The organism is Bovifimicola ammoniilytica (genome assembly GCF_025567085.1).
Lineage (GTDB): Bacteria > Bacillota > Clostridia > Lachnospirales > Lachnospiraceae > Bovifimicola > Bovifimicola ammoniilytica.
Genome location: NZ_JAOQJN010000003.1, coordinates 362,592 through 388,871, shown reverse-complemented (window position 1 = coordinate 388,871; position 26,280 = coordinate 362,592). Strand labels below are relative to the sequence as shown.

Here is a 26,280-nt window from a genome sequence, read left to right as displayed (position 1 = left end):
AATGAGCTGTTTTAAACATAATCTAACGCAAAATGTAGATACTAATAGAGTAGGTGTTTCCTAATAAATTATATGGAGGTAATTAGAGATGGCAAATAATTATGCTGGCAATTCAAAAAATGATGTAAAGGAAAAGATGAAAAACGGTTACAGTAATTCTTATAGCAACAGTTACAACAATTCAGGTAAGAATTCAAGTGGCAATTCATACAGTAATAGCTATAGTAACAGCTACAGTAACAGCTATAGCAATGTAGATAAAAACTCAGGTGATAATGCTTATAGCAATTGCCATAATAACAGCTATAGCAATGCAAGCGAGAATTCAGGCAAAAACTCATATAATAACAGCTATAGCAATGCAAACAAGAATTCAGGCAAAAACTCATATAATAACAGCTATAGCAATGCAAGCAAAAATTCAGGCAAAAACTCATATAGTAACAGCTATAGTAATTCTTACGATAACAAGGATAAATAGAAACGTAACAGTAGATTCAGGTAAGAAGCAATATAAAAATAATGCTGAAATAACCCATATGGTTTGGAAACCATATGGGTTTTCTTCATATAATATAGCAAAGAAGTAAGTATGGAGAATAGTGTGAAAATGATGCTGATGCAATTAGTTTTCACAAGGCTATTTGCTTTGGAGCGAAGGCAAATAGCTTTTATGGCAGGTGAGAAATCGCCTATGCGAATTTCTCATCGCCTCTTCTAGGCAAGTCGCTCAGAAATGAGGAATATTATGAGAGATAACAATGGTGTTGAATGGATAAGTGTAAATGAGTTAAAACAAATTGTAAATAATGGTAAAATAAATGACTATGAAGTAATAGATTTAAGGGAAAGAGAAGAATATAAGAGACGACATATCAGGGAAGCTAAAAATATACCATTTGATGAATTTATGAAAATTAATGATTATTCCAGGGTTTTAACAGGAAGAAAAACAGTTATTGTATATTGTGTGAGAGGTGGCAGCAGCATATATGCAGCATATCGTCTGAGAGATAAAGGATATAGTGTAAAGAGCCTTATAGGAGGAATGACGGAATATGAGAAATATAGCTGATAAACTATAGGAAGGACAAATATAAAATTAAAGAATTATTAATAGTTAATCCATTGACATAATACACTTAAATATATAAGATATAGGTATATTTTTAATGGAAATATTCGAATAATAAAACATCAGGATACCCGGAAATGAGGATTATATGACCAGATATGAATTAATAGCACCATGTCATTTTGGCTTAGAGGCTGTATTGAAGAAAGAGATAATAGATTTAGGTTACGAGATTCAGCAGGTTGAGGATGGAAGAGTAACATTTGAAGGTGATGAAGAAGCTATATGTCGTGCAAATGTTTTCTTAAGGACAACTGAAAGAATAATGATAAAGGTTGGCAAATTCAAAGCATATACATTTGATGAATTATTTGAAAAGACCAAGGCTTTAGAATGGGAAAGATTTATACCGGAGGACGGTAAATTCTGGGTAACCAAAGCAAGTTCAATAAAGAGTAAATTATTCAGCACATCTGATATACAGAGACTTGTAAAGAAAGCGATAGTTGACAGATTAAAGGCTAAATATAGTGTAGAATGGTTCAATGAAAGTGGAAACGAATATCCTATCAGGGTTTTTCTTAATAAAGATGAAGTAACGATTGCATTGGATACTTCAGGGGAATCTTTGCATAAGCGCGGATATAGAAAGCTTACATCTAAGGCACCTATTACAGAGACATTAGCAGCAGCACTTATTATGCTGACACCATGGAATAAGGACAGAATTCTGTTAGACCCATTTTGTGGAAGTGGAACATTTCCAATTGAAGCGGCTATGATGGCAGCTAATATTGCACCCGGAATGAACAGAGAATTTATGGCTGAAAGCTGGACAAATATTATACCTAAGAAGAATTGGTATGAGGCCATAAATGAGGCTAATGATTTGGTAAATGATGATATTAAGGTGGATATTCAGGGCAGTGATATTGATGGAGATATTGTAAAAGCTGCAAAAAAGAATGCAATGGAAGCAGGTGTTGACCACTTAATACATTTCCAGAGGAGACCGCTTAGTGAAATAAGCCATGCGAAGAAATATGGTTTTATTATAACTAATCCCCCATATGGAGAAAGAATTGAAGAGAAGAAGAATCTGCCGGAATTATATAGACAGTTAGGCGAAAGATACAGGAATCTTGATAGCTGGTCAGCATATATAATTACTTCATATGAGAATGCAGAAGCAGATATGGGAATTAAAGCAGATAAAAATAGAAAGATTTACAATGGAATGATGAAAACCTATTTCTACCAGTTTATGGGGCCAAAGCCACCAAGGAGAAATAAGCCTGTTTAAGATTAAGAATGGAGTAAAAATTGAAAAAGAATGTTCTTATATATACATCTTTAATATTGTTAATAATTGGTTTTATTGTTACATATCACGCAGTAGTACCTAAAGGGCACATACAGAAGAATAAAAAGGCACAGGTATATACAAGTGAGTGGAATGGAACAATTTCGTCAGTTATAAATCAAGCTACAATTGTAGCAAATATCGATTCTAAGCAGTTGAAATCAACTACTAATGGTATCTTTATGTCTGATACATTAACGTTAATGATTCCAATCAGACAGATAAGAGATACATTTGACTGTTCAGTAAGAGAGTATAATGATGATTTTATTCTGATAGAAAAGGGAAGTAATAAAATAAAATTATATACACAGGCAAGAAAGTGTGAAATTAATGGCGAGATAAGGGAAGCAATAACGAACGTAGAAGAATTAAATGGAACAACTTATGTGCCGGTTGATGTTATATGTCAGACATTTGGATATCAATATAATTTTGACATGAAATTAAATCAGGCAAGTATTATTAGTGATAATCTTGAAGCCAGAAGTATACCATATAAATATAATTACGAAGACGAGGGACGTGTACCAACTGTCAGCAATCAGGGAAGTCTTGGTACATGTTGGGCATTTGCATCGCTTACGGCGTTAGAATCGTCGTTAATGCCTGAGGAACCATATAGTTTTTCGGTTGATCATATGTCATTAGCCAATTCATTTAATCTAGGTCAGGAGTCAGGTGGAGATTATGCCATGTCCATGGCTTATCTGCTTGCATGGCAGGGACCGGTATTAGAAAAAGATGATCCGTACGGAGATGGAGTGACAACGGATGGCTTAGAAGCTGTTAAACATGTTCAGGAGATACAGATAATCGAATCTAAGGATTTTGAAACAATTAAGAAAATGATATTCAAATATGGTGGGGTCCAGAGTTCGTTCTATGCCTCATCATTAAACAGTCACACAGGTAATACTAAATATTACAATGCACAGACAAATTCATATTGTTATATCGGTAATCAGAAACCAAACCATGATATTGTGATAATAGGATGGGACGATAATTATCCTATGGAAAATTTCAATGCAGATATAGAGGGTGATGGCGCATTTATCTGTAGAAACAGCTGGGGTTCAGATTTTGGTAATAATGGAGACTTCTATATTTCATATTATGATACTAATATAGGGGTTCATAACGTTGTATATACAAGAGTTGACGATAACGAAAATTACGATAGAATTTATCAGACAGATTTATGCGGATATGTCGGACAATTAGGATATGGTGAGGAATCAGCATATTTTGCAAATGCATATACAGCCAAGGAAGATGAGAAGATTATGGCAGTTGGATTCTATGCGACAGGTATAGATACAGAATATAGTGTATATATTTGTGAGAATTTTCAAGACATTTCATCACTTAGTAAACGTTCTGAACCAGTAATGACAGGTAAAGTCAAAAACAGTGGCTTCTATACTGTTGATTTAGATAATAGTGTTACAGTGAAGGAAGGGCAGAAATATGCAGTAATCATAAGGATAAAAACACCTAATTCTGGAAGACCAGTGGCAGTTGAATATGCTTATAACGAACAGACGTCTTCTGTTATCTTAGATGATGGCGAAGGCTATGTAAGTCTTAAAGGTATTACATGGGAAAATACTGAAGAGAAGAATGGTTGTAACGTATGCCTTAAAGTGTATACAGATAAGCTTACAGCTAATCAATAGAATAAAATAGGTTAAAATGGGAATAGACCTATTAGTCTGGAAAATGTATAAGTAAAATTGTTAAACATATATGATTAAAATAAAGTTGAAACATGGTATTTTACGGAGGAAGAATTGGACAAGTACAATGAAAGTATATTGTTAAAAATCGGAATTTTAATAAATACAATATTTTTAGTTGTAATTATGTGCATTTATACAGGTGTGAAGTTTAATTTTGACAATATATTTGAAAGTAAAAAAAGTAAGAATCAAGATAATCTTAATATAATACAAGATGGAAATAATGTGTTTACAAATGACATTAAGACAGTAAATGCAGAGATTGAGGGTAGTGTCGAATGTAATCTGCCTGGTGGTGTACAAAAGGAAAATTGCAGTATTCAAAAGGATATATTTCATAAGAAGATAGTAATTGCATTTCCAAAGGGCATATCAGGATATGAACAAGATAATATAGTAAATACTTATGCAGCAGTTAAAAATATAGATATAAATATTTCTGATGTAATGGTTAAAGTAGAAATAAGTCTTAATTCAATCAGAGATTGTAATGTGGAGTTTAGTGATGGCAAGATCAGACTTGATTTTTTTAATCCCATAAATGTAGATATGCCTGTTATAGTGGTTGATGCAGGTCATGGCGGAGATGATGTCGGAGCAATAGAAAGAGGAACTTACGAGAAAAATATAAATCTGACAGTATGTGAAAGATTAAAAGAGATACTGGATAATGATGATAAAATTCTTGTGTATTATACAAGAGAAGATGACACCTATCCATCAGTGGAGGAAAGAATAGACTTTGTAAATGAGCTGATGCCTGATTTGTTCATAAGTATACATTCAAATTGGTATGAACATAGTGATATATCAGGAACGAGTGTGTTATATAATGTAAAAGATTCCAGTGAATTTGGCTCAGAATGGCTTAGTAATATTATGTGTCAGGAGGTCATAAAAACCTGTAACACGAATGACAGAGGTGTTGTCGATGGTCATGATATCCATATTGTGAGAAATTCAAAAGTACCGGTTGCTCTTATAGAAATGGGATTTATGTCGAATGAGGAAGATTTCAGTTTACTGACAGGTAATGCGGGACAGATTAAGCTGGCAAATGGTATTTATAATGGAATAATTCGGTCATTGACAGAACTAGGAAAATATTAGATACTAATAACGTTAAGGTAATAATAAATACTAAAAAATAGTTAGAAAAATAAGCAAAAGCAAAATTAAGAAACTAAGAAAATAAAAGAAGAAAGAGGACAGATTTATGATAGACAAGATTATATTTGCAACAACAAATCAGGGGAAAATGGACGAAATAAGAATGATTATGTCGGATTGCAGTATTCCAATTGTGTCATTAAAAGAGGCAGGAATTAAAGCAGATATCGTAGAAGACGGTAAGACATTTGAAGAGAATGCGATTATAAAGGCTAAAACGATTATGAAGATGACAGGTTGTCTTACACTTGCTGACGATTCAGGCTTAGAGATTGATTATATTAATAAAGAACCGGGAGTATATTCAGCAAGATATATGGGAGAAGATACACCATATGAGATAAAGAATAAGTCATTGATAGACAGACTTGCAGATGCAAAGGGAAGTGAGAGAAGTGCCAGATTCGTATGTGCGATAGCAGCATGTTTCCCGGATGGAAGAACATTTACTACAATAGGAACTATTGAAGGCGAGATAGGATATGAAGAAAAAGGAAAGAATGGTTTTGGATATGATCCTATTCTGTATGTACCTGAATATGGTATGACAACAGGAGAAATGGAGCCTGAATTCAAGAACAGTATAAGCCATAGAGGAAAAGCACTTAATAAGATGAGAGAGATATTAAAAGCAGAACTTAATTAGATTACGGAGGTAAACATGAAGATATTGATTGTCAGCGATACACACAGACATGATGAAAATCTTGAAATTGTACTGGAAAAAGAAAAGAATATCGACGAATTGATACATTTAGGTGATGTTGAGGGATCGGAGGATTATATCAGGGCAATAGCAGGATGTCCATGTTATATGGTAGCAGGAAATAATGATTATTTCAGTATGTTAGACAGGGAAATTATAATGGAGATAGGAAATTATAAGGTACTGTTGACACATGGACATAATTATTATGTATCATTAGGCTATGAAACTATAGAGTCGGAGGCAATAGCCCAGGGAATTGATATTGTGATGTTTGGACATACACACAGACCGGTAGTGGAGGTGCTTGATGAGGTGACGATTGTTAATCCAGGAAGCCTTTCTTATCCAAGACAGGAAGGAAAGAGACCTAGCTATATAATAATGCTGGTCGATGATAATGGAGAGGTGTCATTTGAAATAAAATATCTGTAGATATGTAATAGAAAATGATGAAAAATATTCGTTTAAAAATCTATAGATGTGCAGTAAAAAAATTAATGGAGTATATGTGTTATGAAAAGGAATTGGAAGAAGATAGCTATAATACTTATGTGTACTATTATTGCCAGCATAGGATTAGGTTATGTTAAGAATTCTGCAATGAAAGTAACAGGAGAGGAAAAGTCGGTTGTAGATAGCAGGGTACAACATGCGGCAACAGAGAAGTATAAAGAAATTAAAATAGGAAAAAATGCTTTCATAAATTGATAAAAAAAATTAATAAAAAAAATTGAAAAAAAGGTGTTGACAAAATAGCACATGGCTAGTATAATTACTCTTGCGTTGTTGAGAGACAAGAAAAACAAATACAACAACGGGGTGTGGCTCAGCTTGGCTAGAGCGCTTGATTTGGGATCAAGAGGTCGCAGGTTCGAATCCTGTCACCCCGACTCGTATGCGGGTGTAGTTCAATGGTAGAACACTAGCCTTCCAAGCTAGATACGTGGGTTCGATTCCCATCACCCGCTTTTGCATTGGAAAATTCCAATGTAATATATAAGATATATGTGTCCATAGCTCAGCTGGATAGAGCAACGGCCTTCTAAGCCGTGGGTCGGGGGTTCGAATCCCTTTGGGCACATTTTTTTCTGGGATAAATCCTGGAAGAGCTATGGTGGGTATAGCGCAGTTGGTTAGCGCGCCAGATTGTGGCTCTGGAGGCCCAGGGTTCGAATCCCTGTATCCACCCTTTGGTTAGGAAGTGCTACGAGTAAAAGGTAGTGGTTGCTAACTTTTTTATTTTATAGGAAAATATTGGGCTATCGCCAAGCGGTAAGGCACAGGACTTTGACTCCTGCATTACGTTGGTTCGAATCCAACTAGCCCAGCTTAAGGTAGAAGTGCATTTGTTAATGTACTTCTATTTTTTTTGCTTACTAGGAAATTTCGTTGAAATTGTCCTAGTAAGCAAAAACGCTCTGCGAGGATCACACTGCGGCGGAGCAGAAAATGTTGCTATCGCAACCCACCACAGTTTCTATTTGCTTTCTGACATAAAATAAGCGATAAACTTTAAATTAAAGTCTATCGCCTATTAATAAATAATGAGACATCGGGGATTCGAACCCCGGACAACTTGATTAAAAGTCAAGTGCTCTACCACCTGAGCTAATATCCCATTTGCATTTTTTAACGCAACAAAGAAATGTTATCATACAATGCTGCAAAAATCAAGTATTTTTTACAAATTTTTATTATATTTAATATTTAATATTTTATTATTAGTAAAATGTTTGTATCTCAGCCTGCACTTTCTGACACGATTCATGAATTATTATTTTTCTTGATAGAAAGAAAATATTGATATATAATCCTTATTAAGAATAAATCTTAATAAGGAGGACAAATGACAAATAGAAGAAACACTATTCAGAAAAATTTGGTAAGAAATGCTGTATATGAGATGAAAAGACATGTTACAGTAAATGAAGTGTATGAATTTATAAAAGAAGCATATCCTACAATTGGGAAAGGAACTGTATATAGAAACCTTGATATATTAGTAGAAGAAGGTGCTTTAAGAAAGGTTGAAGTCCCAGATGGACCGAATCGGTTTGATTTTACATTGAAAAATCACTACCACGTCAGGTGTGTAAAGTGCGGTGAGGTTTCAGATGTGGACATGGATGAAATACCGGACTTGCTAGAAAGAATTCATAACACACATGGAATTGAATTTTTGGATTATGATATTTCATTTAAAGGCATTTGCCCGAAATGTATGGAGAAGGTAAAGGAGGAAAAACATGGATAGGAAAGCAATGTATAAGTTGAGTTATGGACTGTTTGTACTGACTGCCAGAGAAGATGAAAAAGATAATGGCTGTATCATTAACACAGCGATTCAGGCAGCTTCGGAACCAAATCAGTTAAGTATCTGCGTTAATAAAGCGAATTATACGCATGATATGATTCAAAGAACAGGAAAATTTACAGTATCAGTCTTAAGTCAGAAGGCACAGTTTGAATTGTTCAAACATTTTGGCTTTCAATCAGGAAGAGATGTTAATAAGTTTGAAACATTTGAAAAGTGTGTCAGAGGTGCAAATGGTATTTATTATATTACAGAAGGTACAAATGCATACATTTCTGTAACAGTTAATAAAACAGAAGATTTAGGCTCACATACGATGTTTATTGGTGAGATAACCGATATGGAAGTGTTAAGTGATATACCTTCTGTCACATATGATTATTATCAGAATAACATTAAGCCTAAACCGGAAGAAGTTGGGAAAACGGAGGATGGTCAGACAATATGGCGTTGTAGAATCTGCGGATATGAATATGTAGGTGAAGAATTGCCAGATGATTTTATATGTCCTTTATGTAAGCATCCGGCATCAGATTTTGAAAAAGTAGTAAAGAAATAGTAGAGAAAATGGAGGTAGAAGAAATGGCAGCAAACAAATACGCAGGAACACAGACAGAAAAAAATTTACATGAGGCATTTGCAGGAGAGTCACAGGCAAGAAATAAGTATACTTATTTTGCATCTGTAGCGAAAAAGGAAGGCTACGAGCAGATGTCAGCGTTATTTTTAAAGACCGCAGATAACGAAAAAGAACATGCAAAGATGTGGTTCAAGGAATTAGCAGGAATCGGTGATACAAAGGAAAACTTAGCAGCAGCTGCAGAAGGCGAAAATTATGAATGGACAGATATGTATGAAGGCTTCGCTAAAACAGCTGAGGAAGAAGGTTTCCCTGAACTTGCAGCAAAATTCAGAGCAGTAGGAGAGATTGAGAAGCATCACGAAGAGAGATATCGTGCACTTCTTAAGAATATTGAAACTGCACAAGTATTTGAAAAGAGTGAAGTTAAGGTATGGGAATGTCGTAACTGTGGACATATTGTGGTAGGAACAAAGGCTCCGGAGGTATGTCCGGTATGTAATCATCCACAGAGTTATTTTGAAGTACACGAAGAGAATTATTAAGAAATTATTTACAAAAAAGACTGATATAGTAAGAAAAGCTGCTATTCTTTAGAGAATGGCAGCTTTTACTATTGTTGAATATAGAAATTGTCTTTATTTATCAAAATATTGACATCAGTATATATATAATATAAAATAGTTGAGACAGTATGTATCAAAAAAGAGGAATGCTATGAGCAAATCAGAAAAACAAATGGAAAAAGAAAACGCACGCAATCAGAAGATAATTGATACAGCGTTTCAGATATTTGTGGAAAGAAAAATAGAACCGGTCAGTATGGGCGAAATCGCAGATGCGGTTGGAATTGGACGAGCGACATTATTCAGATGTTATGCTAATAAGACAGAATTAGTAATTGCAGTCTGTGCGGCAAAATGGAAAGCATATCTGGATAAATTAGATGAGGTACGTCCACTTTCATCAATTGAAAATATACCGGCAATCGACAGATTCATATTTACATTGGACAGCTATATATGGATGTATCAGAATTATAAGGAATTATTACTTTATAATGATAATTTTAATCACTATGTTACCCATGAGGGTGTAGATAAAGAGAAATTAAAGGAATTTCATAGGTCTTTATATTCTGTAAATACCAGATTGGACTGGATGTATGAGAAAGCGAAGGAAGATAAAACATTCCGAACTGATATTCCAAAAGAAGAATTTATGCGTGCAACCGTTCATACGATGATGGCAGCCTGTGCATATTATGCAGGCGGGTTCATCTGGGGTTCAGAAGAGAACAAGGATTATACACCTGAACTATTGATGCTAAAACAAATGATATTGAACTATGTGAAAATATCCGTATAGTTTAGATATATAAATTAAAATGTACTAGTTATGGCTTAGAATAAGTCATAAAAGACATTAGAACAAGGAGGAAGATTATGAAAAAAGAAGAAAGGAAGCGGGTAACGAAGAGAATACTTGCAGTGCTGATGGCAGTGCTGATGGCAGTGCTTATGGTGTTACCGGGTAATCTAGACGGTATACTTGCAGATGATAACAATAGTACAAAAGCAGGTTTACCTAGTGTAACAGCCTATGCTGCAAAAGAGCAGTTAATGAATTCATTTACACCCGACAGTAATGGAACGGCAGTGAATATAGGTAAGCTTATATTCGGTAAGAATAGTGATGGAGATGCACAGGAATGGTATATCTTAGGCAAAGATAGCGGAGTAAGTGGAGACAATACCGTTATATTTGCATCAAGTCCCATTATTAAATCAGGACAGATATTTAGTTATGATACTTCAGATTATACAAAGACATACAATTATGAAGCAGGGACAGGTTACGGAGACAGTGCTGGCTCTATTCAGGTAGATGTAAATCATTATGGTGCAAGTGAACTTAGAAGCGTACATCAGGATATGGTAAAAAGTGGTAATAATACCTACTTTTCAGAAACAGAACAGAATTTAATGAACGTAACTACAGTTACAACATATGATTCAAAAAATAACAACAATTATACTACATCAGATAAGTTATATGCACCATCAACAGCAGGTACTACTGGTGCTGAAAAAAATATAACAGTAGGAAGTAATGATGACAAGAAATTAAATACAGCCACATATTGGGATTATTATAGTAGCAACGTGTGGTTCTGGCTGCGCAAACCATGTTATTCATCTAGTGTGTGGTATGCGGATACTACATATAATCATATTTCGATTGGTGGTAGTTATCCGAGCTATCCGGGGTATTTTGGAATACGTCCGGCTTCTAATCTTAACTTATCAGATGTCTTATTTGCATCAGCTGCTAAAAGTGCAACATCAGAGACAGCAGTATCGGGCATAATAGCTTCAGATACAGCTATGACATTAAGATTAGATGGAAACAGTAAGAATATAGGTTCAGTATTCTATAATGATACATCAGGAAACATTAAGGTATCTAAGGGAAGTGCAGAAAATGTGGCACTTGTAATACAGGGAAATGATGGAACAAATGACTGGTATTATAGTAAGCAGATTACAGGCTCAGATACAGTTACAGTAAAAGCTTCGGATATAATGACAGAACTTAACCTGACATCTGATATTGACTTATCAGTTTGTAAAATCTGGTTACAAACGACTGAGAATAATATGGCATATGCGGTGCCGGCAGAGAAAATCAATATCTCATATATGACAAAAGAGCAGTTAATGAATTCGTTTACACCTAACAGTGATGGAACTGCTGAAAATATAGGTAAGCTTATATTCGGTAAGAATAGTGATGGAGATGCACAGGAATGGTATATTTTAGGTAAGGATAATGGAGTAAGTGGAGACAATACCGTTATATTTGCATCAAGTACTATTAGAACAGAACATAGGTTTAATTATAATACAGGGGACTATATACAGACATATAGTTATGAAGGCGGGACCGGTTATGGGGATGGTGCTGGTTCTATACAGGTATATGTAAATCATTACGGAGCAAGTGAGCTTCGAAGTACACTTCAGGATATGGTAAAAAGTGGTAATAATACTTACTTTTCAGAAACAGAGCAGAATTTAATGAATATAACTACAGTTATAACAAATGACACAATGAATGGCTGCAATTATACTACATCAGATAAGTTATATGTACCATCATCAACTTCGGAAGGTTTTACTGGTAAAAATATAAGAGTAGGAAGTGATGATGGCAAGGAGTTGTTTGCAGATACATATTGGAATGATGGAAATTGGTTCTGGTTACGCTCACCAGACGAGGACTCTGGAAATGTGGAATATTATGCGTATACATCATATAATAGTGTTGGTAGAACTTATGTTAATTATAAAGAGAGATATCTTGGAATACGTCCAGTCTCTAATCTTAACCTGTCAGATGTCTTATTTGCATCTGCCGCTAAAAGTGCATCATCAGATACAGAAGTAGCAGATAGAATAGCTTCTGATGCAGCTATGACATTAAGGTTAGACGGAAGCCGCAAGAATATAGGTACTGCAATCTATAATGCAGCTACAGGAGAAATCAAGGTTTCAAGAGGAAGTAACGATGGCAATGTGTCACTCGTGGTACAGGGAGATGATGGAGCAAATGACTGCTATTACAGTAAGCAGATTACAGGCTCAGATACAGTTACAGTAAAAGCTTCTGATATAAGTTCAGCGCTTAATATGACATCTGATATTGACTTATCAGTTTGTAAAATCTGGTTAGAGACTACAGAAGACAATGTTATATACGCAGTACAGGCTGAAAAAGAGATTGAGAAAATCAATACCACATATGTTACAAAAGAACAGTTAATGAATTCATTTACACCATATAGTGATGGAAAGGCAGCCAATATAGGTAAGCTTTCATTCGGTAAGAATAGTGCAGGAAACTCACAGGAATGGTATATCTTAGGTAAAGATGATGGTGTAACAGGAGATAATACCGTTATATTTGCGGCAAGTCCGATTAAGACGGGACAGGTATTTAATGAATGGGATTTATGGAATGAGGATGGGCAGGATTTGAATTATTATGAAAGCAGCCAGCTTCGAAATGTGTTGCAGGATATGGCAAGTAGTAATAATAATAATTACTTTTCTTATGCAGAGCAGCATATGATGAATAACACTACAGTTACAACAAATGTACCACGACAGAGTACAACTTATACAACAACTGATAAATTATATGCATTGACAGGGGATAAGAATGATAATCAATATATATGGGCAGGAAGTAGTAATGATAAAAAACTTGCGATGACTACTTATTGGAATAATGGAGAATATTTCTGGCTTCGAACACCTAACACTATTTCAAAAAATGATGAACTTATTGCGTGTCCGGGATATTGTGTTGGAAGTATACATATTTCAGATGAGTATGAAGTACGTCCGGCTGCTAATCTGAATCTGTCAGAAGTTATCTTTGCATCTGCTGCAACAGTAGCAACATCAGAAGATGCGATATCAGGTATAATAGCTTCTGATACAGCTATGACATTACGATTTGGTGGCAATCCTGATGACGTTGGGTCAGTAACCTTTAATGCAGTATCCGGTGAGGTTAAAGCAGTAAAGGGAAATGCGTCAGGCAATGTAGCACTTGTTATACAGGGTAATGATGGAACCGATGACTGGTATTACAGTAAGCAGATTACAGGTTCAGATACAGTTACGGTAAAGAGTTCAGATATTAAGACAGCACTTAACTTAACATCAGATATTGATTTATCCACTTGTGCTATCTGGATAGAGACAACTGAAGATAATTTGATACGTGCGGTACAGGCAGAGTCAGCTAATGAGGTAAACATATGTTATCATGATGCTGATGTAGAGCATATATTTGGTATTGAATATAACAAAGATATGACTATAGCAGAATTAAATCAGATAATATACAATGTTACAGGAATTGATACAGATAAATATCAATTAAAATATGAAGATACAATTCTTGAAAATGATAAAACATTACAGGACTATAGCATACAGAAAGGTTCTATCATTAATGTGAATCAGATTATAGATAGAATTGAGGCAACTATTAATCTTCCTAAGGGAGGAGAATATCTTAGTACTCAGATAACTTGCAATACAGCAAATATTGCCGGGGCATCACTTAATTGGATAGATGATTATGGAGATATAGCCAGTTATTATCCATATACGTATAAGGCACATATGACATTTACTCCGGTTGCAGGATATATAGTAACTGATGCTACAGAGATTATTGTAAATGAGAGTACTTTATCAGATAATAAGACGGTCAATGCTGATGGAACAATTACTGTTACAAAGGATTATGTGTCAACTAAAGATAAGATTATTAAGGTAATACCACCTACAGTTCCAAGTGATAATACATTTGCAGGGTACTATACTGCTGATAGTATTATATTCAGTAATAATGAAGTATTCAATGATGAACTTGGTGAATATGCGGGCTTTCTGTCTGAAGGAGCACCGCTTGGGTTCGAGCATTCTTTGCGTGTTATCTGGTATATTGACGGAACATATGATGAAACACCGGGAGCAGAGAATACTTTTATCTGGAAAAATTTTGACGATTTGAGCAATTATGAAGTAGACAGTAGCTGCAAAACTTCAGGTACAGTAAAGATTAAGAATAAAGCAGCTACAACGGTTACAATCACAGGAACAGATTCAAGTATTAGTTTTAACGGCTCAGACATTGATGTATCACAGTATTTTACAATTGATGAGAATGCAGGAACACCTACATATTCAATTATATCACATACAGAGGATGGTTCTGTTACAGGTAAGGGTAATCTGGATGGAAGTACACTTACTGTTACTAAGACAGGAACAATTAAAGTGAAACTTACCACATCTGCTAAAGGAAATTATGCAGCAGGTGAGGCAACTATTACACTTACAATATCAAATGGAACAATTCAGGATTATACAGCTTCTGATTATAGTGGAACATATGACGGACAGGCACATAGCATAGATGTGAGTGTTACTAATCCAGCTGGTACTAAGATAACTTACGGTGAAGATGGAATTAATTACAGCGAAGAGAATCCAAAGTATACTGATGCAGGAGAGTATACAGTTTACTATAAGATTGAGAAAGCAAACTATGATACAATCAAAGGTTCTAAGACAGTAAATATCAGCAGGAAAGATGTCACAATTACAGCAGGCAATCAGTCGGTTGTATGGAATCATAACATTGACCAGACTAAATATAAAGTGAGTGGTTTAGCAGGCGGAGATAGTATTACAGATATTACACTTACACCAAGTACATCAGCGCTTACTGACAACGGAATAATTACAGTAAGTAATGTCAAGATTGGAAATCGTAAAGATGTGACACACAGCTACAATATTTTAGTGGTAAACGGAAGGCTTGAGATTACACATGATACAACCCTTGCACCTACAGGTATAAATGCTATAAAGACAAAGCAGAGTTACAAAGAGGGTGATATATTAAATGTTGATGATATCATTGTAACAGCTAATTATGCAGATGGTTATAGTGAGAATGTTACAGAATTTACTACAAATGCTTCTGATATAGATATGAACATAGCAGGCAATAAGACATTAACGGTTTCATATACTAAGAATGGCGGAACAAAGACCTGCGATATTATAATCAATGTCGTTCATGTTCATAAATTCGATGGGGCGATTTGGAAGAGCGATGGTATAAATCATTGGAAAGAGTGTACGATAGCACATTGCGATAAGAGTGATGGATATAGAATAGATGAGACAGCTCATACTTATATACACACATATATCTGGTCAGGCGATAATAAGAAATGTACAGCTACAAGAAAATGCGAAATATGTGAGTATACTGATTCAGAGACAGTTGATACAACTGCTACAGTAACACAGAGTAAGAACTGTACAAGACCTGAACTTACTAAATATACAGCAACATTTAAAAATGCACATAATAATGACTTTAAAGAGCAGGTAAGGACAGATGTTATGACAGCTTCTGCAACAGGACATAATATGTCAGAATGGATATCAAATGGAGATGATACGCATAGTAAGAAGTGTAAGAATCCGGATTGTACCTATAGAGAAGACGGAGATTGCGTTGGTGGAACAGCCAGCTATTTCAAGAAAGCAATATGTGACGAGTGTGGTGCAGAGTACGGAAGTCTCATAACAGATATCACTAATCCGACAGGAGAGATAACAGTCAGCAATAACAGGTGGAATTCATTGCTAAATACAATTACTTTTGGTCATTTCTTTAAGGAAACACAGAAAGTAACAATCACAGGAAATGATGACAGCTATAATTCAGAAGGATATGATTCCTCAAAAAATGCTGTTAAGATTTCATATTTACTTGTAAGTGGCATAGATGCTAAAGCATATACAACAGATGAACTTGCACAAAAATATGCAGAAGGCAAATTCAAAGAATACGCATCATCATTTAACATTGCGGCAGATGATAGATATGTTGTCTTCGCAAGAATTGAGGATTTCGCAGGAAATGCTACATATATTTCAACAGATGGAATGATTGTGGACACAATATCACCTGTAGTTGATGGAATTACAGAGGGTAACACTTATTGTATAAATGCCAAGTTTACAGTATCCGATGAGAACATCAATAAGGTAACAGATACAACGGCTTTAGCTACAACAACACTTACAGCAATTGACGGTGTGTATACTTTATCAGCAGGAATACATAAGATTACGGTGTCTGATAAAGCAGGAAACAGCACAGTAGTTAATGTAACAGTAAATGGTGAACATAGCTATAGTGAACCAACATATACATTTAACGTTGACAACACTGAATGTACAGCCGAAAGAATATGTCAGGTATGCCAGAATAAAGAATCAGAGACAGTTGATACAACTGCTACAGTAACACAGAGTAAGAACTGTACAAGACCTGAACTTACAACATATAAAGCAGTATTTACTAATCCTCATTTTGCAGAGCAGACTATGGAAAATGTAGAAACAGCCCCTGCAACAGGACATATATCAAGTGACTGGATATTAGATAAGCCTGCAACAATTAAAGAAAGTGGAAGCAGACATAAAGAGTGTATAGTTTGTGGAGAAACTCTTGAAGTAGAAGAGATTGAGAAACTTGAGCAGGTAGCATACGAGATTATTAATGGTACTGACAGTAAGTGGGTTGAAAACTCAGAGAGTAGTATCGTAATCAGTGGAAATGGTGAATTGGCTAAGTTCACAGGTGTAAAAGTGGATGGAGAGCTTATAGATTCAACAAATTATATAGCCACAGAGGGCTCTACAATAATCACATTGAAAGCTGATTATCTTAAGACGCTTTCTGTCGGAAGTCATTCATTTGAAATCGTATGGGAAGATGGAATGGCATTTACTAATTTTAATGTAGTGAAGAAAACATCTGATAATGACCATAATAATGGTAATAACGATAACAATAATGATGACAATGACAACAATAATAACGGTAACGATAATAACAATAATAGCAGCACTAATGCTGGTGATAATAAGAATAACAATGCGAATTCGAATACAAATCAGGCTGGTTTGCCAGGCAATAAGAAGAATGATTTGTCAGATACAAAGGGTAACCATCAAAGTACAACACCTGCTAAGACAGGAGATAGTACGAATTTAACACTTTGGATTACACTTCTTATGGCTTCAATCGCTGGAATTACAGGAATATTTACAAGAAGAAAAAAGAAAAATTGTAAGTAAAATAAGCTTTTCAGTATGAATTAATATAGGCTCTGCTGACATAATGATGTTGGTAGAGCCTGATTAAATATAACGAAGATAAAGGAGAGGCATATGTCAGAAAACGAGAATAACGAAAAAGAAGCAACAAAAAGAGCATTAACAAGGCGTAAGTGGAGTTATCGAATTGTAAGCATAATTGTCATATTGATAAGTATTAAGATATGTATAGCAGGTCATTGGGAAGATATTCCGGTTAGCTTTGCTACAGTGGTACTGATTATTGGAGTTGCAATCTGGATGTTAGGAAGTCCCGGTGACTATAATCCTGGTGACAATGGAGTTATTATGATTACCATGGAAGAACCGAAGAAGATTGAGGACATCTATGAAGCATATCGTAAGATAGAGACACCGCTTGGTTCTTGTTATCTGGGCAAGATTACAACGATGAAGCAGCAAGCACTCATCTGGGGACCGAACAGTGAGGGCGAATATCTGTATTTCTGGTTAAATGACAGTGGCATCGTGGGATATCTTGGGTATTCTGGTTTAGATGGTCTGATTTCTAAACATATAACTGAACCTGATTTTCCTATAAAAGAAGTTCCGGAAGCAAATAAAAATATAGAAGAAAAAAACATAGAATATAAAGATATAGTAGATAATGTCACAGAAAATAATGCTGCAGAAGAAAATGTAATAGGAGAAAATACGACAGAAGATAGAGAAAAAGAAGTTAAAAATGCAATTTATCCGGTAAGTATCTGGACAGTACAGACACAGCTTCACGATAGTCTGAAATTCTATGCAGAGATGGGACAGGCATTACCACTTCCTGATGTGCAGCCCGCCTATGAACAGGAAATAAAAGAATTTGAAGAATCAAACTCTGACGAAGGCTAAATAAGGATTAAAATAATCTATAGAATTGTATATATTTGTGATGGTATATTTATAGGATTATAATTTTTGTAATGATATATTTATATAATGTGGACATTTATAGCTATGTGTTATAATAATGTGCATATTGTAAAATATCGACATTAAGAAATAATTTTATAAATGTATTAAACAAGATTTGCAAAAGGAGAGGTCAGAAGAAATGAATGAAAAAGAGAAAATGATTTCGGGATTAATATACGACCCATCGGATAAGGAGCTTCTTGAACTTAGACAAAAAGCGCATATACTCAGTAAGAAGTATAATGATTGTTTCGAAACGGACTCAGACAGAGATAAAATTCTAGATGAACTCATACCTGATAAAGGCAGTAATGTATATCTTCAGGGACCGGTCCAGTTTGACTATGGTTGTTTTACGAAAATAGGTGATAACAGCTATGCGAATTTCAATTTTACATGTCTTGATTGCTGTCCGGTGAAAATAGGAAGTAACGTATTTATGGGACCAAATGTATCATTGCTTACACCAGTACATCCATTGAGGTTTCAGGATAGAAATATATATAAACGTGATGATGGTGTATATGCTGATAAAGAATACGCTAAACCTATAACCATAGGAGATAATTGCTGGTTAGCAGGAAACGTAACTGTATGCGGAGGCGTTACAATCGGAAATGGCTGCGTAATCGGTGCAGGAAGTGTTGTTACAAGGGATATTCCTGACGGAGTATTAGCAGCAGGTGTTCCATGTAAGGTTATAAGACCGATAACAAAAGAGGATGATTTAGAAAATCATCCTGAATTATTTACATATTCTTATATGCATTACCCCATTCTACCATAGAATCAAGTATTGGCTTAAGTGACTGACCTAAGAGATGATTAGGCTTTCAGGCAAGGCATATGCTGTAAATGATGAAGAACAGATATTGTGGAGAGATAAAATCTCCGAAGAACAGCCATATCTTGCTAATGTGTATCCGGGTGATACAAGAGATATAGGGATTATTTTCTGTATTGATGAGGCAGAAGTCGAGTATTTTAACCTTGGTGTGAAGCCGATATTCAGAGAGGTTTATACTATGGGAAATGCAGTGGCTAAGGCAAAGGGATATTACATAACTGACAGATGTATCGAATGTGGAAGATGTATGGCTAAATGTCAGCAGAAGTGTATAGACAAAGGAACGCCATTTGTAATCAGACAGAATAATTGTCTGCATTGTGGCAGTTGCTATGAGAATTGTAAGGTTAAAGCTATTGAGAGAATGTAACAGAGAATTGTATATAAAATTATTAAATATAGACAACGCAAATCAATAAATCGGTTATGCGTTGTTTTTTTTATGGTAATCCACTGTATAAAAATGTGCAAACACACAAAAATAAGTCTTGTGGATGTTGACCTTGTAGAGGTATATGCAAAAAATAATGAAGAAAAAATAATTGCCATATATAAAATAGTATGCTAAATTATATTTAATAAAAATCGATTTTAACAAAAATGATTTGAATAAATGGAGGCACTTTATATGTTTATTGGTAGAGAAAGAGAGTTAGCATATCTACAAGAGTTTTATGACAAAGACGGGATAGGAATGACCGTGATATATGGCCGTAGACGTATAGGAAAGTCTACACTTATTGCAGAATTTGTCAAAGATAAAAAAACTATATTTTATACAGCGACAAAAGTTGGAAAAAATCGAAATTTAGAATTGTTTTCCCAACAGGTAATAGATTTGATGATGCCGGGGATGGGAGATATAAGCTTCCATACAACGGAAGCAGTCTTTGATTTTATTGATAAAAACATTGGCAGTGATAAGCTGGTGCTTGTGATTGATGAGTTGCCATATTGGGCAGAAAAGGATGAGGCTCTTTTATCAATCATACAGAAATATATTGATACAACTTGGAAGGATAAAAATCTAAAAATCATTTTATGCGGTTCGGCACTAAGTTTTATGGAAAAGAAAGTTCTTAGTGAAAAGAGTCCTCTTTTTGGAAGAAGAGATTCTCAGATTAAGTTGGAGGCATTTGATTATCTGGATGCGGCTAAATTTGTACCGAGCTATTCAAATGAGGATAAAGCAATCTGTTATGGTGTTACTGGCGGTGTCGCAAAGTATTTGTCAATGATCGATGCGACAAAAAGTATTGATGAAAATATTGTAAGGCTTTTTTTTCGGACAGATGGATATTTGTATGATGAGACCAGAAATTTGTTGACACAGGAATTTGCAGATATATCAATTGTAAATAATATTGTAGAGCAGATTGCATCAGGAGAAAACACGCTTAATACGATCGCAGGGAAAATTTGCGAAAAAGAACAGACCGTATTATATTCCTTGGATAAACTGCTCAATGTTGGACTGGTTGAGAAGAAAAAATGTATCACAGACGAAAAGAATAAAAAGAAAACACAATATGTTTTAAAAGACTATATGTTTAAATTCTGGTATGAGTTTATTCCAAAGGGCACAAGTGTAATTGAAATGGGGCAGGGAGAACTTTATTATCAGAAAGCAGTTAAGCCGATTTTGCATTCTTTTATGGGCACTGTATTTGAAGAAATGTGCAGATACTATACTTTGAAGAAAGGAATAACAGGCGAATATGGTTGTTTTCTTACTTCGGTAGGCTGTTGGTGGGGCGTGGAAAATATTACCGACAAGAGTGGTAATGTAAGAACGCAGTCCGCAGATATAGATGTTGTCGGCATATCGGATATCGATAAAAAAGCGGTTATTGGAGAGTGCAAATTTAAGAATGAAAAGATTGATAAAGGTATTTACGAAACTTTGGTCAGAAGAGGAAAAGTTATCGCTGCAAAATATAAAGTTTCAAAATATATATTCTTTTCATTATCTGGTTACACAGAATGGGTAGAAAATCTGAAAGATGAAGATGTTTTGTTGCTAACACTGGATTCGCTTTATGAATGATGAAACAGTTTTTTATGAAATCTGAAAGAATTTACCCTCTTTTTATTGATATATTAATGGATATAATTTATTATTTATATATGATTTTATTTTATATGATTTCAGCTTTAAATGATGTCAAAATAAATGCAATGAAGAATGATGGTAATCCAAATCTTGTAACAGATACGAAGCGTAAGAAATCTTATTTATAGAAAATATAAAGCGTAAAAAATCATATTTATAGGAAAGAGGTATAAAAAATGGTAAAACATATTATTTTATGGAAGATTAAAGATGATAAGACAGAAGAAGAAAAAGAGCAGATAAGAGCAGGCGTTAAAGCAGGTCTAGAGGGACTCAAAGGCAGGATACCTGGACTTATTGACATAAAGGTGCAGACAGAAAGATTAAGTTCATCAAATGCAGATGTAATGTTAGATTCGACATTTGAAGATGAAGAATCACTTAAAGGATATGCAGTTCATAAAGACCATGTAAAAGTTGCAGATAATAATGTAAGACCTTATATGGAAGTAAGAATGTGCATTGATTACGAAATTTAACATAAAATATAGCATATAATATAAATGACAGGCTGTTTAAAAAATTATGTTGAATTATGAACTTAGGTATTGCATGGCTAAATTATAGTCTGGATTACAGTTATATGCATATCAGATTGGAGAAAATATGTCAGTTTTAAAAGAATTCAAACCAGCAGAAGTATGGAAATATTTTGAAAAAATATGTGAGATTCCGCATGGTTCATCAAATACTAAGATGATAAGTGATTATTGCGTTGAATTTGCAAAGGAGCACAATTTAAGATATATTCAGGATAAATCTAACAATGTTATCATATTCAAAGATGGAACAACGGGATATGAGAATTCACAGCCTGTAATCATTCAGGGACATTTAGATATGGTATGTGAGAAAGAAAATGACTGCCTGATTGATATGGAGAAAGAGGGCTTAGAACTCATAGTTGATGGAGACATGTTAAAGGCAGTTAAGACTACATTAGGCGGTGATGATGGTATTGCGATAGCTTATGCCCTTGCTATACTTGATTCGACAGACATACCTCACCCTCCGATAGAAGCCGTATTTACAGTGGACGAAGAGATAGGTATGTTAGGTGCGGCAGACATTGATTGTTCGGAGTTAAAGGGAAATATAATGCTCAACTTAGACTCAGAAGATGAGGGACATCTGTTAGTAAGCTGCGCAGGTGGAGCAACAGCAACCTGTCACGTACCTGTCAGATACGAAACAGTCAGTGATGTTAATGTAAATAAGATTATGAAGTTAACTATAACAGGATTAAATGGTGGACATTCAGGTGTAGAGATAGATAAGGAAAGAGCAAATGCTAACAGAATTATGGGCAGGGTATTAGATGCCATAAATGTTAAATATGGCTGCAGAATAATATCAGCTGCAGGTGGTCTGAAAGACAACGCAATTCCAAGAGAATGTGTAGCAGAAATCGTTATTTCGGATAAAGATTTTGATAAAATAGACAGCTTAGTAGCAGAATATAACGACATTTTGAAGAATGAATATAAGAATACGGATAAGGATATCACTGTATTATTTAAAACCAATAATGATTCAAATATTAAATCAATTAATGATTCTGATAATTCTGGTAATAATGTAGAAGTAATGGATACAGACAGCACTAAAAAGGTTATAGTTGCACTTGTTAATCTTCCGGGAGGAATACAGAGAATGAGTACAGATATAAAAGGACTTGTCCAGACCTCACTCAATATGGGAATATTAAAGACTGTGAAAGATAATAGTGAAGTAAGTATGAGTTTCTCAGTACGAAGCAGCATTGGAAGTGAAAAACAGGAATTAATAGATCGTATGGACTGCCTTATAAGAGTGCTTGGAGGAAGTGTAACCTGCGTGGGTGAATATCCTGCCTGGGAATATAAGAAAGATTCAACACTTCGTAACCTTATGATAGATATTTATAAGGAACAATATGGTGAAGAACCGATTGTGGAAGCTATTCACGCAGGTGTGGAATGTGGATTGTTCGCTGGCAAGATTAAAGATTTAGACTGTGTATCATTTGGTCCTGATATATTAGATATTCATACTACATCAGAGAGAATGTCTATAAGCAGTGTGGAGAGAACATGGAAATATATATTGGAGATACTTAAGAGATTAAGATAGTAAGTGTTAAGATAGTATTCACAAAGCATCTGATAATGATTTGTAATTAATAGAAAATATTTTTAAATTTACAATAAGATTAACAGAAACTTAAGATAAGATTAAGATGTAATTGAATATTTATTAAGTTGTAAATTTAATGTAAATATGAAGCCGGTTTAATTGACCGGCTTTTATTATTCCTATATAATGAAAACAGGTTTAAAATAAAAGGAGGAAGCTAATGAGCAATAAAATGTTTAGAACTAAAAGAATCGTAGCTCTGGCACTTGCAGGTATGATGTGTTTTCAGATGACAGGCTGTGGAAAAAGTGACAGTAAGAAGAAAAAGGAGAAGATTGATCAATATAGTGTTGTCTCACAGGGTGAGATTAATCATACCCTATCAGCTATCAGAGTAGAAGATGGAGAATTATATGGTTCATATTATGATTTAGATACTTCAGCAGATGGACCGGGAGCTGAGGGAAGTAATACAGGTCTTATAAGATATAACCTTGAGACAAAAGAGACAAAAGAAGTTAAAGCAGATGAAGATGTATATATGAATACAGTTCTCAAAGATAACGATGGCAATTACATAGCCAAAGGTTCTGTGTCTATTGATACAGATTCTGAATACAATGATAATGGTGAAAAATCTGACACATATTCATATTATGATGTTACTTATAAATATGATAAAGACTTTAATCTCATAGATAAAGTTAAAGGTGATATGGTTACTGTGAATATTAATGATGATGGAGGAGAGGATTCATCTGTAGCACAGGAGTATACAGATGACGGAGAATTAGTCGAGTTATGTGTATCAGCAGAGAAGAGTGAATATTATCTGAAAATTACAGATAAAGAAGGTAATGAAAAAGGAAAGATTGAAAGTGATGGTGACCAGTCATTTGAGGCACTTCTTAAGTTGCCAGATGGTGAAATGTTAGTATCAACATGGGGTGAAGACAAAGATGCATTCTATAAGATTGATTTAGAGAATCTTAAGGTAGGAGAAAAGGTTTTCGATATGCCGGGATATGATGCAAATCAATATAGTGAAGGTAAAGATAATACACTTATATGTGCTGCTGAGGGATATGTATACAGAATAAATTATAAAGATAATAAATCAACTAAGATTATTAAATTATTAGATAGTGATATTAATCCTGATAGTGTTCAGGCTGTGTATGAATTATCAGATGGCACAATCGGCTGTATTGTTTCAGAAGATTCAGATACTACAGGAATTTATACATTTGAGAAACAGGATTCTAATAAATCAGGCAAAACAGAGATTAAGTTAGGTGTATTATATCTTGATTCAGATCTTCAGGAAAGAGTCATTAAATTCAACAAAACAAATGATAAATACAGAATTGTAACTGTTGAGTATTATGATGATAAAGAAGAAGATTACTCAAATGTAATTTCAAGATTTAATTCAGATATAGCTTCCGGAAATTGTCCTGATATCATTGATTTCAGTTCAATGGAAGGATATCTTGAAAGATATGATGAAAAGGGATTACTTGAAGATTTAACACCTTATTTCAATAAGGAAGAAGATATTAAGTTAGATAAATTAGTACAGAGCGTTGTAAATGCATACAAGATTAATGGCAAATTATATGTATTACCACAGTGCTTTACTTTATCAGGCTGGTTTGGAGCAACTGATACAGTTGGTAAAGACATTCATTGGACATTAGATGATTTCATTAATTTAACAAAGAGTTTACCTGATGGTGTTGAAATGATAAAAGATTTAACAAGTGACAGTCTGCTTAGTATGTGTACAACGCAATTAGACAGATATATCAACTGGGAAACAGGTGACTGCAGATTTAATTCAGATGAATTTGTTAAATTATTAGAATTTAGTGGAAATTATAAGAGTTCAGATGAATTTTATAAAAATTATGATGACAGCGAATATGTAGATGAGTCAACATTAATCAGACAGAACAAATTAATTTTACAGAACGCATTTTTAACTGGCGTAGATGATTATATGGTCGCAAAAGCAATCTTTGGTAAAGATATATCATTCAAGGGTGCGCCTGTAGATGATGGAAATGGTGTAATAGTATCAGGCAGTGGAAGCTTATTAGCTATTTCATCAAAATCTAAGAATAAAGATGTTGCATGGGAATTCATTAAACAGTTCTATATTCCGGAAGATTCAGAAGAAGGTAAATTTTCTTCTTATGCATTTGGCTTCCCAATAATACAGTCAGAATTAGATAAAAAATTAGAAGATGCAAAGACACCGGATACTTATACAGATGAAAATGGAAATGAACAGGTATCAGAAAATGTATGGACAATTGGTGATGTTGAAGTCAAAGTAGGAGTAGCAAGTGATGATGATATCAAGGCTATTAAAGACATTATTAATTCAATTGATGGAAGAAATTCATATGATATAAAGATTGGTGAAATGATTACAGAAGAGGCAGAAGCATTCTTTAAAGGTCAGAAGACAGCAAAAGAAGTTGCAGATATTATTCAGAGCCGTATATCAATGTATGTAAAAGAGAACAAATAGCTTAGGAAGGCT

The 26,280-nt window shown here is 34.5% G+C and carries 20 protein-coding genes and 6 tRNA genes; 25 read left to right on the top strand and 1 reads right to left on the bottom strand.

The window, feature by feature from the left end; all coding sequences use genetic code 11:
* The first annotated feature begins 88 nt into the window (after positions 1 to 88).
* From OCV48_RS05625 to OCV48_RS05565, 13 genes are all read left to right on the top strand, one after another.
* Entirely contained in the window at positions 89 to 481 is a 393-nt protein-coding gene (locus tag OCV48_RS05625) for a hypothetical protein (protein WP_021983409.1), read from the top strand.
* Positions 482 to 748: 267 nt separating this feature from the next.
* Positions 749 to 1,075, top strand: coding sequence for a rhodanese-like domain-containing protein (locus OCV48_RS05620; protein ID WP_262559161.1), 327 nt, complete (start codon positions 749 to 751; stop codon positions 1,073 to 1,075).
* A 148-nt stretch (positions 1,076 to 1,223) separates the two neighbouring features.
* A complete protein-coding gene (locus tag OCV48_RS05615; RefSeq protein ID WP_021983407.1) occupies positions 1,224 to 2,378 on the top strand; it encodes a THUMP domain-containing class I SAM-dependent RNA methyltransferase in 1,155 nt (384 codons plus the stop codon).
* 20 nt (positions 2,379 to 2,398) lie between these two features.
* Complete coding sequence (locus OCV48_RS05610) at positions 2,399 to 4,120, top strand: lectin like domain-containing protein (protein WP_262559159.1); 1,722 nt, start codon at positions 2,399 to 2,401, stop codon at positions 4,118 to 4,120.
* Between the two features lie 114 nt (positions 4,121 to 4,234).
* Positions 4,235 to 5,293, top strand: a complete 1,059-nt coding sequence (locus OCV48_RS05605) for an N-acetylmuramoyl-L-alanine amidase family protein (protein ID WP_147591364.1) — start codon at positions 4,235 to 4,237, stop codon at positions 5,291 to 5,293.
* 106 nt (positions 5,294 to 5,399) lie between these two features.
* On the top strand, positions 5,400 to 5,999 hold the full coding sequence (gene rdgB, locus OCV48_RS05600) for an RdgB/HAM1 family non-canonical purine NTP pyrophosphatase (protein WP_021983404.1): 600 nt from the start codon (positions 5,400 to 5,402) through the stop codon (positions 5,997 to 5,999).
* A 15-nt stretch (positions 6,000 to 6,014) separates the two neighbouring features.
* Entirely contained in the window at positions 6,015 to 6,494 is a 480-nt protein-coding gene (locus OCV48_RS05595; RefSeq protein WP_021983403.1) for a metallophosphoesterase family protein, read from the top strand.
* Positions 6,495 to 6,575: 81 nt separating this feature from the next.
* The gene (locus OCV48_RS05590) at positions 6,576 to 6,770 is read left to right on the top strand and encodes a hypothetical protein (protein ID WP_147591363.1); all 195 of its coding nucleotides are present in this window, start codon (positions 6,576 to 6,578) and stop codon (positions 6,768 to 6,770) included.
* 107 nt (positions 6,771 to 6,877) lie between these two features.
* Positions 6,878 to 6,952 (top strand) — tRNA-Pro (locus OCV48_RS05585).
* A 7-nt stretch (positions 6,953 to 6,959) separates the two neighbouring features.
* A tRNA-Gly gene (locus OCV48_RS05580) sits at positions 6,960 to 7,030 on the top strand.
* Positions 7,031 to 7,069: 39 nt separating this feature from the next.
* Positions 7,070 to 7,143: transfer RNA gene (locus tag OCV48_RS05575), tRNA-Arg, on the top strand.
* A 33-nt stretch (positions 7,144 to 7,176) separates the two neighbouring features.
* A tRNA-His gene (locus OCV48_RS05570) sits at positions 7,177 to 7,250 on the top strand.
* A 67-nt stretch (positions 7,251 to 7,317) separates the two neighbouring features.
* Positions 7,318 to 7,390, top strand: a tRNA-Gln gene (locus OCV48_RS05565).
* Between the two features lie 217 nt (positions 7,391 to 7,607).
* Here the strand turns inward: OCV48_RS05565 and OCV48_RS05560 are convergent.
* Positions 7,608 to 7,680: transfer RNA gene (locus OCV48_RS05560), tRNA-Lys, on the bottom strand.
* Between the two features lie 228 nt (positions 7,681 to 7,908).
* On the opposite strand from OCV48_RS05560, the gene OCV48_RS05555 reads away from it, so the two are divergent.
* The 12 genes from OCV48_RS05555 to OCV48_RS05500 all read left to right on the top strand — a co-directional run bounded on the left by OCV48_RS05555 (position 7,909) and on the right by OCV48_RS05500 (position 26,268).
* The gene (locus OCV48_RS05555; RefSeq protein ID WP_147591362.1) at positions 7,909 to 8,316 is read left to right on the top strand and encodes a Fur family transcriptional regulator; all 408 of its coding nucleotides are present in this window, start codon (positions 7,909 to 7,911) and stop codon (positions 8,314 to 8,316) included.
* Complete coding sequence (locus tag OCV48_RS05550; RefSeq protein WP_021983401.1) at positions 8,309 to 8,935, top strand: flavin reductase; 627 nt, start codon at positions 8,309 to 8,311, stop codon at positions 8,933 to 8,935. The genes OCV48_RS05555 and OCV48_RS05550 overlap by 8 nt, the downstream gene beginning before the upstream one ends.
* A 23-nt stretch (positions 8,936 to 8,958) precedes the next feature.
* The gene (gene rbr, locus OCV48_RS05545) at positions 8,959 to 9,501 is read left to right on the top strand and encodes a rubrerythrin (RefSeq protein ID WP_147591361.1); all 543 of its coding nucleotides are present in this window, start codon (positions 8,959 to 8,961) and stop codon (positions 9,499 to 9,501) included.
* A 172-nt stretch (positions 9,502 to 9,673) separates the two neighbouring features.
* Positions 9,674 to 10,324 (top strand): TetR/AcrR family transcriptional regulator, encoded by a 651-nt coding sequence (locus OCV48_RS05540; protein ID WP_021983893.1) that lies wholly within the window; start codon positions 9,674 to 9,676, stop codon positions 10,322 to 10,324.
* A 77-nt stretch (positions 10,325 to 10,401) separates the two neighbouring features.
* A complete protein-coding gene (locus tag OCV48_RS05535; RefSeq protein ID WP_147591359.1) occupies positions 10,402 to 17,706 on the top strand; it encodes a DUF6273 domain-containing protein in 7,305 nt (2,434 codons plus the stop codon).
* Between the two features lie 93 nt (positions 17,707 to 17,799).
* On the top strand, positions 17,800 to 18,591 hold the full coding sequence (locus OCV48_RS05530) for a hypothetical protein (protein ID WP_147591358.1): 792 nt from the start codon (positions 17,800 to 17,802) through the stop codon (positions 18,589 to 18,591).
* A gap of 202 nt (positions 18,592 to 18,793) precedes the next feature.
* The gene (locus OCV48_RS05525) at positions 18,794 to 19,441 is read left to right on the top strand and encodes a sugar O-acetyltransferase (RefSeq protein WP_147591357.1); all 648 of its coding nucleotides are present in this window, start codon (positions 18,794 to 18,796) and stop codon (positions 19,439 to 19,441) included.
* A 34-nt stretch (positions 19,442 to 19,475) separates the two neighbouring features.
* A complete protein-coding gene (locus OCV48_RS05520) occupies positions 19,476 to 19,871 on the top strand; it encodes a 4Fe-4S dicluster domain-containing protein (protein WP_262559150.1) in 396 nt (131 codons plus the stop codon).
* Between the two features lie 258 nt (positions 19,872 to 20,129).
* On the top strand, positions 20,130 to 21,548 hold the full coding sequence (locus tag OCV48_RS05515) for an ATP-binding protein (protein WP_147591356.1): 1,419 nt from the start codon (positions 20,130 to 20,132) through the stop codon (positions 21,546 to 21,548).
* 242 nt (positions 21,549 to 21,790) lie between these two features.
* Positions 21,791 to 22,093: a Dabb family protein gene (locus tag OCV48_RS05510; RefSeq protein WP_021983885.1), complete on the top strand. Its 303-nt coding sequence runs from the start codon at positions 21,791 to 21,793 to the stop codon at positions 22,091 to 22,093.
* A 127-nt stretch (positions 22,094 to 22,220) separates the two neighbouring features.
* Positions 22,221 to 23,726: an aminoacyl-histidine dipeptidase gene (locus tag OCV48_RS05505; RefSeq protein WP_147591355.1), complete on the top strand. Its 1,506-nt coding sequence runs from the start codon at positions 22,221 to 22,223 to the stop codon at positions 23,724 to 23,726.
* A 223-nt stretch (positions 23,727 to 23,949) separates the two neighbouring features.
* Positions 23,950 to 26,268, top strand: a complete 2,319-nt coding sequence (locus OCV48_RS05500) for an ABC transporter substrate-binding protein (protein WP_147591354.1) — start codon at positions 23,950 to 23,952, stop codon at positions 26,266 to 26,268.
* The last annotated feature ends 12 nt before the right edge of the window (positions 26,269 to 26,280 follow it).

What these genes read in the sequence shown, in the direction of transcription:
- OCV48_RS05625 (WP_021983409.1), top strand. Translation starts at nt 89, where the DNA reads ATGGCAAATAATTATGCTGGCAATTCAAAAAATGATGTAAAGGAAAAG.
- OCV48_RS05620 (WP_262559161.1), top strand. Translation starts at nt 749, where the DNA reads ATGAGAGATAACAATGGTGTTGAATGGATAAGTGTAAATGAGTTAAAA.
- OCV48_RS05615 (WP_021983407.1), top strand. Translation starts at nt 1,224, where the DNA reads ATGACCAGATATGAATTAATAGCACCATGTCATTTTGGCTTAGAGGCT.
- rdgB (WP_021983404.1), top strand. Translation starts at nt 5,400, where the DNA reads ATGATAGACAAGATTATATTTGCAACAACAAATCAGGGGAAAATGGAC.
- OCV48_RS05595 (WP_021983403.1), top strand. Translation starts at nt 6,015, where the DNA reads ATGAAGATATTGATTGTCAGCGATACACACAGACATGATGAAAATCTT.
- OCV48_RS05590 (WP_147591363.1), top strand. Translation starts at nt 6,576, where the DNA reads ATGAAAAGGAATTGGAAGAAGATAGCTATAATACTTATGTGTACTATT.
- OCV48_RS05555 (WP_147591362.1), top strand. Translation starts at nt 7,909, where the DNA reads ATGACAAATAGAAGAAACACTATTCAGAAAAATTTGGTAAGAAATGCT.
- OCV48_RS05550 (WP_021983401.1), top strand. Translation starts at nt 8,309, where the DNA reads ATGGATAGGAAAGCAATGTATAAGTTGAGTTATGGACTGTTTGTACTG.
- rbr (WP_147591361.1), top strand. Translation starts at nt 8,959, where the DNA reads ATGGCAGCAAACAAATACGCAGGAACACAGACAGAAAAAAATTTACAT.
- OCV48_RS05540 (WP_021983893.1), top strand. Translation starts at nt 9,674, where the DNA reads ATGAGCAAATCAGAAAAACAAATGGAAAAAGAAAACGCACGCAATCAG.
- OCV48_RS05535 (WP_147591359.1), top strand. Translation starts at nt 10,402, where the DNA reads ATGAAAAAAGAAGAAAGGAAGCGGGTAACGAAGAGAATACTTGCAGTG.
- OCV48_RS05530 (WP_147591358.1), top strand. Translation starts at nt 17,800, where the DNA reads ATGTCAGAAAACGAGAATAACGAAAAAGAAGCAACAAAAAGAGCATTA.
- OCV48_RS05525 (WP_147591357.1), top strand. Translation starts at nt 18,794, where the DNA reads ATGAATGAAAAAGAGAAAATGATTTCGGGATTAATATACGACCCATCG.
- OCV48_RS05520 (WP_262559150.1), top strand. Translation starts at nt 19,476, where the DNA reads ATGATTAGGCTTTCAGGCAAGGCATATGCTGTAAATGATGAAGAACAG.
- OCV48_RS05515 (WP_147591356.1), top strand. Translation starts at nt 20,130, where the DNA reads ATGTTTATTGGTAGAGAAAGAGAGTTAGCATATCTACAAGAGTTTTAT.
- OCV48_RS05510 (WP_021983885.1), top strand. Translation starts at nt 21,791, where the DNA reads ATGGTAAAACATATTATTTTATGGAAGATTAAAGATGATAAGACAGAA.
- OCV48_RS05505 (WP_147591355.1), top strand. Translation starts at nt 22,221, where the DNA reads ATGTCAGTTTTAAAAGAATTCAAACCAGCAGAAGTATGGAAATATTTT.
- OCV48_RS05500 (WP_147591354.1), top strand. Translation starts at nt 23,950, where the DNA reads ATGAGCAATAAAATGTTTAGAACTAAAAGAATCGTAGCTCTGGCACTT.